This is a genomic window from Stenotrophomonas sp. As-7, assembly GCF_030291015.1.
GTDB classification, from domain to species: domain Bacteria; phylum Pseudomonadota; class Gammaproteobacteria; order Xanthomonadales; family Xanthomonadaceae; genus Stenotrophomonas; species Stenotrophomonas lactitubi.
The window spans coordinates 2,133,199-2,145,663 of record NZ_CP127405.1 but is presented as its reverse complement, the minus strand read 5'-3'; the positions used below and the strand labels follow the sequence as shown (position 1 = coordinate 2,145,663).

11 protein-coding genes are annotated in these 12,465 nt (G+C 66.5%); 6 read left to right on the top strand and 5 right to left on the bottom strand.

The features are described 5' to 3' along the window. Positions 1-122 precede the first annotated feature (122 nt). Together QP457_RS09995 and QP457_RS09990 are read left to right on the top strand one after the other, a co-directional pair. Entirely contained in the window at positions 123-839 is a 717-nt protein-coding gene (locus tag QP457_RS09995) for a response regulator (RefSeq protein WP_089240884.1), read from the top strand. Beyond that, on the top strand, positions 839-1,906 hold the full coding sequence (locus QP457_RS09990; RefSeq protein WP_100465229.1) for an ATP-binding protein: 1,068 nt from the start codon (positions 839-841) through the stop codon (positions 1,904-1,906). The genes QP457_RS09995 and QP457_RS09990 overlap by 1 nt, the downstream gene beginning before the upstream one ends. On the opposite strand, the gene QP457_RS09985 is transcribed toward QP457_RS09990, so the two are convergent. The 3 genes from QP457_RS09985 to QP457_RS09975 form a co-directional block, all read right to left on the bottom strand. Next, positions 1,884-3,650 carry a DUF4105 domain-containing protein gene (locus tag QP457_RS09985; protein ID WP_286041549.1) on the bottom strand — a complete coding sequence of 589 codons (1,767 nt, stop codon included), beginning with the start codon at positions 3,648-3,650 and terminating at the stop codon, positions 1,884-1,886. The two genes, QP457_RS09990 and QP457_RS09985, sit on opposite strands and share 23 nt — an antisense overlap. A gap of 100 nt (positions 3,651-3,750) precedes the next feature. Further along, on the bottom strand, positions 3,751-4,050 hold the full coding sequence (locus QP457_RS09980) for a DUF2388 domain-containing protein (RefSeq protein WP_089240880.1): 300 nt from the start codon (positions 4,048-4,050) through the stop codon (positions 3,751-3,753). Positions 4,051-4,112: 62 nt separating this feature from the next. After that, a complete protein-coding gene (locus QP457_RS09975) occupies positions 4,113-5,501 on the bottom strand; it encodes an FAD-binding oxidoreductase (protein ID WP_205406389.1) in 1,389 nt (462 codons plus the stop codon). A gap of 169 nt (positions 5,502-5,670) precedes the next feature. On the opposite strand from QP457_RS09975, the gene serA reads away from it, so the two are divergent. Further along, a complete protein-coding gene (gene serA, locus QP457_RS09970) occupies positions 5,671-6,912 on the top strand; it encodes a phosphoglycerate dehydrogenase (protein ID WP_089240876.1) in 1,242 nt (413 codons plus the stop codon). Between the two features lie 156 nt (positions 6,913-7,068). Here the strand turns inward: serA and QP457_RS09965 are convergent, their stop codons facing one another. After that, complete coding sequence (locus tag QP457_RS09965; protein ID WP_205406390.1) at positions 7,069-7,461, bottom strand: hypothetical protein; 393 nt, start codon at positions 7,459-7,461, stop codon at positions 7,069-7,071. After that, positions 7,461-8,030 carry an NUDIX hydrolase gene (locus QP457_RS09960; protein ID WP_176429880.1) on the bottom strand — a complete coding sequence of 190 codons (570 nt, stop codon included), beginning with the start codon at positions 8,028-8,030 and terminating at the stop codon, positions 7,461-7,463. Before QP457_RS09960 ends, QP457_RS09965 begins: the two co-directional genes overlap by 1 nt. Positions 8,031-8,206: 176 nt before the next feature. Between QP457_RS09960 and QP457_RS09955 the strand changes: the two genes are divergently transcribed. The 3 genes from QP457_RS09955 to QP457_RS09945 all read left to right on the top strand — a co-directional run bounded on the left by QP457_RS09955 (position 8,207) and on the right by QP457_RS09945 (position 12,399). After that, positions 8,207-9,682 carry an amino acid permease gene (locus QP457_RS09955; protein ID WP_025874781.1) on the top strand — a complete coding sequence of 492 codons (1,476 nt, stop codon included), beginning with the start codon at positions 8,207-8,209 and terminating at the stop codon, positions 9,680-9,682. Between the two features lie 97 nt (positions 9,683-9,779). Beyond that, a complete protein-coding gene (locus QP457_RS09950) occupies positions 9,780-11,207 on the top strand; it encodes an amino acid permease (RefSeq protein WP_205406391.1) in 1,428 nt (475 codons plus the stop codon). Between the two features lie 550 nt (positions 11,208-11,757). Continuing rightward, positions 11,758-12,399, top strand: a complete 642-nt coding sequence (locus tag QP457_RS09945) for a methylthioribulose 1-phosphate dehydratase (protein ID WP_059064090.1) — start codon at positions 11,758-11,760, stop codon at positions 12,397-12,399. The last annotated feature ends 66 nt before the right edge of the window (positions 12,400-12,465 follow it).

The window sequence follows — 12,465 nt, the reverse complement described above, 5'->3', positions numbered from 1 at the left end:
ACAGTGCCGCAGACGCGGCTGACGAATCATGAAGCGCGCAGTGTGCGTGGCGATGATGGGGTTTCGATGGAGGAACTGTGGAGATACGATGGAGGGCAAGCACCTTCCGGCCTCGCCTTGCCATGCATGCCTCCCCTGCCCTCGCGGCGCTGGTCCTGATCGTCGAGGACGAAGCCGAGATCGCCGACATTCTTGCCGCCTACCTTGAACGCGAGGGCCTGCGTACCCTGCGTGCGGCCGATGGCCAGATTGCCCTGGACATGCATCGCAGCATGCGCCCGGACCTTGTACTGCTGGACGTGCAGCTGCCGCGGCTGGATGGCTGGAGCGTGCTGACCCAGCTGCGCCAGCGCGGCGAAACGCCGGTCATCATGCTGACCGCGCTGGACCAGGATCTGGACAAGCTGACCGCGCTGCGGATGGGCGCCGATGACTATGTGGTCAAACCGTTCAATCCCGCCGAGGTGGCGGCGCGCGTTCGCGCAGTACTGCGGCGTACGCTGCGCAGTTCGCGGGCGGATGCGCCCAGTGCCCTGCGCGTCGGCCCGTTACTGATAGACACCGCCACCCACGCGGTGCATGTCGAAGGCGACGGCTACAGTCACGAGCTGCTGCTGACCCTGACCGAGTTCAAGCTGCTGCATTGCATGGCATTGGCGCCGTCACGGATCTTCAGCCGCAGCGAGCTGATGCACGAATGCCTGCCGGAAAGCGAAGCGCTGGAACGCACCGTGGACAGCCATGTCAGCAAACTGCGGCGCAAACTGGACGAAGTGGGCCTCACCCAGATTCCGGCCAGCGTGCGCGGTGTCGGCTACCGACTGATGGCCGACCGCTGATGCGCCGCTCCGGGCTCAGCCGGCACATCATCGTGTCTATGTCGCTGATGGTCGTCGGCGTCATCGTGATGGTGATCCTCTCTTCGTGGCTGCTGTATGCGGTACTGATCGAGTTCTTCCCGGCCAGCGCCGAAGAGCCGGAAGGCTGGCTGCCGACTGGACCCGAGCTGGCGTGGATGGTCGGGGTGATCCTGACCGGACTGGCGCTGGCGATCGCCGCCTCGTTCCGCCTGGCCCATCGCATCCTGTCGCCGCTCAATTCACTGGTGGACAGCGTACGTGCGCTGGCGGGCGGCGATCTCGGCGCGCGCGCCACGGCCGAGGCCAACTCCCCCGGCGAGGTCGCAGCGCTGGTGGACGACTTCAACGCGATGGCGCGCCGCCTGCAGCACATGGAAAGCGAACGGGTGATGTGGCACGCGGCCATCGCCCACGAACTGCGCACGCCGGTGACGATCCTGCGCGGCCGCCTGCAGGGCCTGGCCGAAGGCGTGTTCCAGCCCGATGAGTCGCAGTTCCGCAGCCTGCTGGCGCAGGTCGAGGGCCTGTCACGGCTGATCGAGGACCTGCGGGTGCTGAGCCTGGCCGACAATGCCCGTCTTGATGTGCGCCGCGCCCGCACCGATGTGGTGGCCGAAGTGCATTCGGTGATGACCCTGGTCGATCCCGCTTTCCGCAGTGCCGGCTTCGTGCTGGAGCTGGAAACCAGCCGCGAAGAGCACCCCGCCCATTGCGACCCGACGCGGTTGCGGCAGGCGCTGCTGGCCTTGCTGGAGAACGCGCGCCGCTATGCCAACCCGGGCAAGGTACGCATCGCCGTGCATGACACCGTGGCCCACGTGCAGGTGGCGATCGAGGACGAAGGCCCGGGTATCGACCCGGCCCTGCACGCGGACATCTTCAATCCGTTCATGCGCGGCGACGGCTCACGATCGCGCCTGGGCGGTGGCAGTGGCCTCGGCCTCGCTGTGGTCAAGGCCATCGCCGATGCGCATGGCGGCCAGGTCTACTGCACACCGGGCACGGCCGGCGGCAGTCGCTTTGTCATCGAGCTGCCGCGCCAGTAGGTGGCGCTTCGGCCGCCTGCTCACGTACGCGCGCACCCAACACAGCGAGATTGCGGTCGATGTCATCCAGCTCGCGCTGCTGTGATGGCGGCAGCTGCGCGCGCAGCTGCACGCGCAGCGACTGCCAGGCGGGTACCGTCTGTGCGCTGGCAGCGGCCGCTGCCCGTGCAACTTCCGCCTGTTCTTCCGCCTGCGGCAGGCCGTAACCAGCGTCGGCCAGCAACTGGCCCGGGCGCAACCACTGGCCGCTCTGTTCCAGCAACGCACGCAGCGAACGGGTGGCCGCGCTGTCCGGGTCGGCCAGCAACCGTCGCTTCAGTGCGTCGCGTGACCGCAGTTCCGCGCGCCGCTGCGCCGCCTGTTCCAACAGCAGCAGGCCGGCGCTGGCACGCACATCACCGCGCAGCAGCCACGGTGCGCGCTGTTGCGCCGGCAGCGCCAGCCATGCGCGCACATCGCGCGCCGGCAACGCCATCTGCGCTGCGGCAACCGAGAACAATTGCTGGTAGTGATCGCGCGCAGACGCAAAGTAGTAACCCTGCGCCTGGGCCTGCGCGGGATCGGCCAGCACCTGCTCGTCCAGGGCATGCAGCCGTGCCAGCCGGCGCCGCAACCCGCGCGGGCTCAGCTGGGCCAGGCCGGCTTCGCCCAGACGCGGAACACCTGCCTGCAGCAGCTTCGCCGTCTCCACCGCGCAGTTGTTGCTGACGAAGTAATAGCGGCCGTCATAGCTCCAGTGCACCTGTGCAGTACGCTCGAGCAGGCTGGCGATCTCGCTGCGGTCCAGCTGCAGCGGCAGCGAGGCCAGTCCGCGCAGTTCGACCTTGTTGTACTCGTCCACCACCTGCTGCAGCGGCAGCACGAACAGGCGCGATGGATAGCCACCGGTCAGGCCGCGCCAGTTGGAAATCTGCACGTCGCCGACGAAGGCGCGGAAGGACAGCACCCGGTGATGCTCCAGGTCCAGCCTGCAGTCCGGTCCCGGCGCGCGGCCGGGACGGCAGATCACCAGCCGCAGCATGCTGTGGCCCCAGCGACTCATCGGCTGCGCACTGCCTTCGGCGAACAGATAGTCCACGGCGTAGACGCGGGCCGGGTCCAGTGCCAGCAGCGAAGCGGCGCCCTCTTCCGCGTCGGCCTGCAGCAACGGAACGGTGCCCGCGCAGTGCGGCGCAGGCAACGATGGCGGCGTACCCAAGTGTACGCGATACCATTGCGCCAGCGCCGGGCGCCGACACGCGAACTCTGCATCGAGCACGAAGTGTTCGGCGTTCACCGCCAGGTACTCGGCCGGGTCGGTCAGTTCATAGGCATCCGGGCTGCGGTCACGGAATGCGTTGTCGCCACGGCCCAGGTGCCAGGGTTTGCGCTGCCAACCTGCAAGGTCACGCCAGCGGGCGCTGCGCGACCAGTTCGCGCCGCCACGGTCGGCGACGTGGGCTAGTTCGTGCACCAGCGCGCTGCGGCGGGCACGACGGGCACCGGCCACATCGTCATCCAGCAGGTCGCGGCGCAGCGCGATGCGCCCGGCGAAGGCACGGCCATGCACGTTCGCGGGCAGATCGTCACGCCAGCCGACCTGCACCTGCGCGGGCAATGCACGCAACAGGCCGTCGGGCAGCAGCGACTGCACATCACGCAGTGTCTGCGTCGCCATCTGCTGCTGCGCCGGGCTCAGCCCGGTCGGGTCCAGCTGCAGGCGCTCAGCCGCATGCGCAGCGTGAGCGATCAGCAATAGAGCCACGCCATGCGTGGCTGCTGTGATTGCCCGTCTGCGCTTGGCATTCAGCCGCGCATGGCTCGGCTCTACAGCAAGCGATGACGCGGAGGTCATGCCGCCCGGATCAACGCGCCAGAAGCGCGCGCGCCAGCTGCAGGTCGCTCTGCTGCTGCGCAGCTGCATCCTGCTCGCGCAGGTGCACCAGCGCCGCCTGCAGGCGTGCACCACGGATCTGGCCATCGCTGGCGACAAAAGCCGCCGCATCATCGCGTGCAGCCAGCACCACCTTGTCATCGCCCGAGCTGCTGCCCGAGGAACCCGAAGAGGCACCCGTCGCCGACCCGGCCGAGGTGCCGGCAAAGCTCGAAGCGAAGCCGGCCAGCGGCAGGGACAACAGGGCAAGCAGCAGAAGCGGACGGATCATGGTCAGGGAGTTCATCGATTGGGTGGGTGGAGCGTAACGGCTGGGTGAAGTCTTTGCCCGTGTCAAAGGTCGAACAATTTGCCGGGATTCAGCCGCCCTTCGGGATCGAACGCGCGCTTGACCGCCTTCATCAGCCCGATCTCGGCCGGGCCACGGGTGCTGTCCAGGTAGCCCTTCTTGACCAGGCCGATACCGTGCTCGGCCGAAATGCTGCCATTGAAGCGCGCCAACACCTGCGCCAGCAGCTTGGTCACGTGCTCGCACTGGGTCACGAAGTCGGCATCGCTGGTGTCATCCGGCTTGAGCACATTGATGTGCAGGTTGCCGTCACCGATATGGCCGAACCAGACCACATCGAAATGCGGGTAGGCGTCGCCGATCAGCGCCTGGGTCTCGGCCAGGAACGCCGGCATCGACGAGATCCGCACCGAGACATCGTTCTTGTAGGGCTTGTAGCGCGCCAGCGCCTCGGTGATGCCCTCGCGCAGGCGCCACAGCTGCGCCGCCTGGGCATCGCTGGCACTGATCACCCCGTCGCTGACCCAGCCATTGCCCATGCAGTCTTCGAAGGCGGCCATTGCCGCCGCTTCCTGGGCTTCGTCGCCGGCAGCGAATTCGGTCACCACGTAATAGGGGTGCACTTCATCGAACGGTGCCTGCGCGCCGTGTGACAGCACATGCTCCAGCGCACGGTCGGTGAAGAATTCGAAGGCCTGCAGCTGCAGTCGCGCGCGGAACGCGGCGAACACCTGCATCAGCACGTCGAAGCTGGGCAGCGCCAGCAGCATCACGTTGCTGGCCGGCGGCGGGTCGGTGAGTTTCACCGTGGCCTCGACGATCACGCCCAGCGTGCCTTCCGAGCCGATCAGCAGCTGGCGGAAGTCGTAGCCGCTGGAGTTCTTGATCAGGCCCTTGTTGAGCTCGAGCAGCTCGCCCGTGGCAGTGACCACCTTCAGTCCGGCGATCCATTCACGGGTATTGCCGTAACGGATCACCCGGATGCCACCGGCATTGGTGGCGATGTTGCCGCCGATCGAACAGGAACCGCGCGCGGCGAAATCCACCGGGTAGATCAGACCGTGCCCCAGCGCGGCGTTGTGCAGCGCCTCCAGCGGCATGCCCGCCTGCACCACCAGGGTGCGGTCGACGGCGTCGTAGTCCAGCGCCTTGTTCATCCGCTCCAGGCTCAGCACCAGCTCGCCATGGGCCGCCACCGCGCCGCCGGACAGGCCGGTGCGACCACCGGACGGAACCACTGCCACGCCTTCGGCCGCGCTCCACCGCATCACCGCCTGCACTTCTTCCACCGTGGCCGGCAACGCGATCACCAAGGGCGCCGGCGTCCAGCGCCGGGTCCAGTCGCGACCGTAATGCTCCAGGTCGGCAGGGTCGGTCTTCAGCTTCAGGCCGGGACAGGCCTGCTGCAACGAGGCGATGCGGGAATCGGTCATGACGGTCCAGCGCGGGGCGTGAAGAACGGGCAAGCGTGCCAGCGGCGGGGGCCAGCGTCCAGCCCCGCACCGCCTTCGATAGCTGCAGTTGCAACCAATTGCGCACTGCACCATGGGCGTTGCGATCTGGCATAGTGGTCAGCCCCTGTCCCACTGGCCGTGCCGCCCCATGTCGCCGAAGAAGACCTCGTTCCCGAAGCAGGATATCCGCGTACTGTTGTTGGAGGGGGTCAGCCAGACCGCCGTAGAGGTGTTCAGCGCCGCCGGCTACAGCCAGATCGAAGCGCACACCAAGGCACTGCCCGAGGACGAGCTGAAGGCGCGCATTGCCGAGGCGCACATCGTCGGCATCCGTTCGCGCACCCAGCTCAGCGCCGAGGTGCTGGCCGAGGCCAAGCGCCTGATCGCGGTCGGCTGCTTCTGCATCGGCACCAACCAAGTCGACCTGGATGCGGCCGAGCTGGCCGGCATACCGGTATTCAACGCGCCCTACTCCAACACCCGCAGCGTCGCCGAGCTGGTGATCGCCGAAGCGATCATGTTGACCCGTGGCATCCCGCAGAAGAACGCCGAGTGCCATCGCGGCGGCTGGTCGAAGTCGGCCAGCGGCAGCCACGAGGTGCGCGGCAAGGTGCTGGGCATCATCGGCTACGGGCATATCGGCACCCAGGTGGGCGTACTGGCCGAATCGCTGGGCATGCAGGTGATCTTCCACGACGTGGAAACCAAGCTGTCGCTGGGCAATGCCCGTGCCGCGGCCAGCCTGGATGACCTGCTGGCGCGCGCCGACATCGTCACCCTGCACGTGCCGGAGACGCCGTCCACGCAGTGGATGATCGGCAGCACCGAGCTGGCGAAGATGCGCCGTGGCGCGCATCTGATCAACGCTGCCCGCGGCACCGTGGTCGACATCGATGCGCTGGATGCTGCCCTGGCCAGCGGCCACATCGGTGGCGCGGCGCTGGACGTGTTCCCGGTCGAGCCGAAGGGCAACGGCGATATCTTCGAATCGCCGCTGACCCGCCACGACAACGTGATCCTGACCCCGCACGTGGGCGGCAGCACGCTGGAAGCGCAGGACAACATCGGCATCGAAGTGGCCGCCAAGCTGGTGCGCTACAGCGACAACGGCAGCACCCTGTCGGCGGTCAACTTCCCGGAAGTGACCCTGCCCGAGCACGCCGACAGCCTGCGCCTGCTGCACATCCACCAGAACGTGCCGGGCGTGCTGTCCAAGGTCAACGAAATCTTCTCGCGGCACAACGTCAACATCGACGGCCAGTTCCTGCGCACCGACCCGAAGGTGGGTTACGTGGTGATCGACATCACCGCCAGCGAGGAACAGGCCAGCGCGGTGCGTGACGAACTGGCGGCGATTCCGGGCACGCTGCGCACGCGCATTCTGTATTGAGTGGCGCGCCGCCGGGCGGGCCCCCGCGGAATGCATCCGGCACCACGCCATCCACGCATGGTGTGGAACTACTGGCAATGCGCTATCCACGCATGGCGTAGATCTACTGGTGGGGCGATCCCCTGGTAGATCCACGCCATGCGTGGATGGGTTTTCTCAGAACCTTGCCGCGTGCAGATTCTTGTAGAAGTCCCAGTGAATCAGGATCCTGTCCTGGGCAGACAGAAAAAGGGTGTCTACGAAATCCAGCTCGTCTGCATGTATTAGCCAGTCCTCCAAGCAGGCATCCAGCGCAGGAACCGCGTCGTCCGCCTGAATGATGGTCAACACCGCATTGGGAACCAGCCCGATGGCCGCAGCCATCGCTCTGAGCTCATGCCCCAAGCGCTCGCGAGCAACCCCCGCCGTTTCCAGATGCTGTGAAATCTGCCCCCAGTCAATGGAGGTGACCACCGGCAACGTCGCCTTGATCAGCGCGAGCGCGGCCTGCTCCTTCGCCTCCTCGCAGGCATGGGCCGCAATGAACGCCGTGCAGGATTCGGAAAACATCAGCGTGCCAGCCAGCGCCGCGCCATGCGCTGCATCGATTCATCCGACTGCGGATCGCTGGCGACCTCGGCCACCGGGCGCCAGGCCAGCTCCAGCGACTCTTCGCTGAGCACGAAATCCTCACCGCCCAGCGCACGGATCACGAAACGCACGTCGTAGTGCCAGTGACCCGGCACGTCTTTGCGTTCCGGAATCCAATGCTTGTCCAGGTCGAAGATCGCCGGATCGTCCAGCACCAGCCCGGTCAGGCCGGACTCCTCCTCGGCCTCCTTCAGCGCCACCCGGGCCAGGTCGCGGTCGCCGTCGGCATGCCCGCCCAGCTGCAGCCAGCGCTGCAGCTTGCGATGGTGGGTCAGCAGCAGGCGCTGGCCGTCTGCGCTGACCAGCCAGCAGCTGGCGGTGAAATGGCCTGCCAGCCGCTCGCGGCGGAAAGCATCTTCTACATCGTCGATCAATGTGCCGAATTCGGCAGCGAGGGCGTCGTGGGCAGGTTCTTTGCGCGCATAGTCATGCAGCAGGCGGCGCAGGCGATCGTCAAGCACGGCAAGGGATTCGGTGGTTTCGCTCATGAATGCGGGGTGCCCGGAAAAATACCGGCCATTATCGCCGCTCATTGTTGCGTTTGCGCTTGTGCGGTGCCTTCAGCATTGGCTAAGGTACAGCGGGCCGTTTGCGCGGCCTTCACCATTCGGGCCGCTGGCAATGTACCGGCAGCCCTCCCAATCCGATCATCAGGAAGTACTGCATGCTGAAAGCTCTGTTGAGGGTCAAGCCGGTCGAACCGGCCGGGCACGTCGATGCCGGCGAACCCATCGAAGGCAGCCTGGACGGCGAAGCCACGTTGAAACGGACCCTCACGGCGAAACACCTCATCATGCTTGGCATTGGTGCGGTGATCGGCGCAGGTATTTTCGTGCTCACCGGCCAGGCCGCGGCCAACCACGCCGGTCCGGCGGTGATGCTGTCGTTCGTGTTCGCCGGCATTGCCTGCGCGCTGGCGGGCCTGTGCTACGCCGAGTTCGCAGCGATGATGCCGGTCTCCGGCAGCGCCTACTCCTACTCCTACGCCACCCTCGGCGAGGGCATGGCCTGGTTCATCGGCTGGTGCCTGGTGCTGGAGTACCTGTTCGCCTCGGCCTCGGTCGCGGTGGGCTGGTCGGCGTACCTGATCAGCTTCATCACCACCACGCTGCACATGCCGTTCCCGGACGCGCTGAGTGCGGCGCCGATCGCCTGGAACGGGCACGAGTTCGCCGCCTCCGGCAAGCTGTTCAACCTGCCGGCGGTACTGATCGTGGCGGCGGTGACCGGCCTGCTGTACGTGGGCGTGACCCAGTCCGCGTTCGTCAACGCGATCATTGTGGCCATCAAGGTGTTCGTGATCTGCCTGTTCGTGGGTATCGGTGCGGCCCACGTGGACCCGGCCAACTGGCACCCGTTCATCCCGGAAAACACCGGCGTGTCCGGCGAGTTCGGCTGGAGCGGCGTGTTCCGCGCGGCCACCATCGTGTTCTTCGCCTACATCGGCTTCGATGCGGTCTCCACCGCTGCCGGTGAAACCAAGGACCCGCAGCGCAACATGCCGATCGGCCTGCTCGGCTCGCTGGCGGTCTGCACCATCGTCTACATCATCGTCTGCGCGGTGCTGACCGGCATGCTGCCGTACCACCTGCTGGGCACCGACAAGCCGGTGGCCACCGCACTGGAAGCCTACCCGAGCCTGTCCTGGCTGAAGACCGCGGTGGAAATCGGCGCGATTGCCGGCCTGTCCTCGGTGGTGCTGGTGATGATGATGGGCCAGACCCGCATCGCCTACACCATCTCGCGCGACGGCCTGCTGCCGAAGGTGTTCGGCAAGGTCCACAAGCGCTTCCGCACGCCGTATTGGGCCACGATCGTGGTCGGCGTGATCGCCGCCTCGCTGGCCGGCCTGGTGCCGCTGAACGTGCTCGGCGAGCTGGTGTCGATGGGTACCCTGCTGGCCTTCGCCACGGTCTGCATCGGCGTGCTGATCCTGCGTTACACCCGCCCGGAACTGCACCGCCCGTTCCGCGTGCCGCTGGTGTGGGTGATCTGCCCGCTGGGCGCGCTGTCGTGCCTGTTCCTGTTCTGGCAGGCGTTCGTGGTGCACTGGCACCTGTTCGTGGGTTGGACCGTGCTGGGCCTGCTGATCTACTTCGGCTACGGCATGCGCCACAGCAAGCTGGCCAAGTCGCCCTGATCCTCCCGACGGGCCGGCTCCTGCGTCGGCCCGTCGATATCCGCAAGCATTTCCGCCCGCGCCCGTTCACGGGGCGCACCGCACAAGACCACCACACATGTTCAAGCAACTGTGGGCCACCAAGCACCCGCACGCCGCCCACGAAGACGCCAACGGCCTGAGCCTGCGTCGCCACCTCGGCCCCTGGGGCCTGACCGCACTCGGCATCGGTGCGGTGATCGGCGGCGGCATCTTCGTCATCACCGGCCAGGCTGCCGCCAACCACGCCGGCCCGGCCATCATGCTGTCGTTCGTGCTGGCCGCGATCTGCTGCGCCTTCTGCGCCCTGGCCTATGCCGAGTTCGCGGCGATGGTGCCGGTCTCCGGCAGCGCCTATACCTATACCTACGCCACCTTCGGCGAGCTCTCGGCCTGGTTCATCGGCTGGATGCTGGTGCTCGAGTACGGCGTCTCCGCCTCGGCCGTGGCGGTCAGCTGGACCGGCTATTTCCTCAGCCTGCTCAGCCATTTCGACATCCATCTACCGGCAGCGCTGGTCAGTGCCCCATTGGACGCGCAGCTGCGCCCGACCGGTGCCATCGCCAACGTCCCCGCCGCGATCCTGGTGTTGCTGCTGACCTGGCTGTGCTACGTCGGCATCAGCAAGTCGTCGGCGATGAACATGGCCATGGTCATCCTCAAAACCGGCCTGATCGTGCTGGTGATCGTGGTCGGCTGGAAGTACGTGGACACCAGCAACTGGACCCCGTTCATCCCGGCCAACGAAGGCCCCGGCAAGTACGGCATGGAAGGCGTGCTGCGCGGCGCGGCGATGGTGTTCTTCGCCTATATCGGCTTCGAAGCCGTATCGGTGGCCGCGCAGGAATCACACAAGCCGCAGCGCGACATGCCGATCGGCATGATGCTGTCGCTGGTGATCTGCACGGTGCTGTACATCGCGATGGCTGCGGTCATGACCGGCTTGGTGCCCTACCAGCTGCTGGGCACCGACGAGCCAGTGGTCACCGCCGTGGCCGCGCACCCGCAGCTGGGCTGGTTGCGGGTGGTGGTGGAGATCGGTGCGTTGATCGGCCTGTCCTCGGTGGTGCTGGTGATGATCATCGGCCAGCCGCGCATCTTCATGATCATGGGGCGTGACGGCCTGCTGCCGCCGGTGTTCACCAAGATCCATCCGAAGTACCGCACGCCGCATATCAACACGGTGATCACCGGCATCGGCATCGCCCTGCTGGCGGCGCTGTTCCCGCTGGACATCCTCGGTGAACTGACCTCGATGGGCACGTTGATCGCCTTCGCGGCCGTATGTGCGGGCGTGCTGATCCTGCGCCGCACCCAGCCGGACCTGCCGCGGCCGTTCCGCATTCCCGGCGCGTGGTTGATCTGCAGCCTGGGCGTACTGAGCTGCCTCGCACTGCTGTCGGCGATGACGCTGCACAACTGGATGCTGATGGGCGTGTGGACGTTTGTCGGCTTCGTGATCTACTTCTTCTACGGGTTCAAGCACAGCCGCCTGCGGGGGAAGTGAGGTTTTTTGCATTGCAGGGCCTGCGGCCCTGCACCCGCCTTTGAAGCCAGAGCAACGGCACCGGCGGGTCTGAGGGTTTGGCGGGGAGGGGTGAGATTGCGGGGGACGCTGCAAGTACGTCCCTGTAAGCTCGGTCGCCGCATCCATGCGGCTCACGCCCCCGCAATCTCCCCCCTCCCCGCCTTCGACAGTCTCCTGCCCCGTCCGGTAGATCCACGCCATGCGTGGATGAAACGTTCCGGGAAATGAATGTTCGGGGACGAATCTGCTGTAGAGCGGAGCCATGCTCCGCTCCGAGCAAGCGCAGCGAAGCGACCCGCTTTTCGCTTTTCCTTCTTCACTCCGTGGCTGGCCGCCCGCAGGAACCTGTCAGGGGTGGGGCGGGTGGGCCGTGCAGGGGCGTTGGCGCCATGGATGGCGCCATCGAGCTTACAGGGACGTACTTGCAGCGTCCCCTGCACGGCCCACCTGCCCCGCCCACCCCATGAACCGCTCTACTCGACCAGCCAGAGGGGCTCAGCCGTTGGCCGAATCCAGTAAAATCGCCCCCATGAACACCCCCACCTTCCCCTACGACACCGCGCGCCTGAGCGAACTGGCCCAGCTGCTGATCGACAACGTCCGCGAACTGGCCCAGGCCGGCTGGACCCCGGCCACCAGCAGCAACTTCTCCCACCGCCTGGATGACCGCCACGCCGCGATCACCGTGTCCGGCAAGGACAAGGGCCGCCTGATCGAAGACGACATCATGGTGGTGGACTTCGATGGCAAGGCCGTCGGCCGCCCGCTGCGCCCCTCCGCCGAAACCCTGCTGCATACCCAGCTGTATCGCCGTTTCCCGGAGATCGGCTGCGTGCTGCATACCCATTCGCCGGTGCAGACCATCGCCTCGCGCCTGTATGCGCCGCAAGGGCATATCCGGGTGGAAGGCTACGAACTGTTGAAGGCCTTCGCCGGCAACAGCACCCACGAGATGGCCATCGACATCCCGGTGTTCGCCAACACCCAGGACATGGACGTGCTGTCGGCCCAGGTCGACGCCCTGCTCGACACGCAGACACTCTGGGGCTACCTGATCGACGGCCACGGTCTGTACGCCTGGGGTCGCGACATGGCCGAAGCGCGCCGGCACATGGAAGCATTCGAGTTCCTGCTGCACTGCGAGCTGGAGCTGCGCAAGCTGCGCCGCTGACGTTTCCAGTAGGGCCAGATGCCATTCTGGAATCTGGCCATCGTTGCCACCCTGCTACCCTGTCCT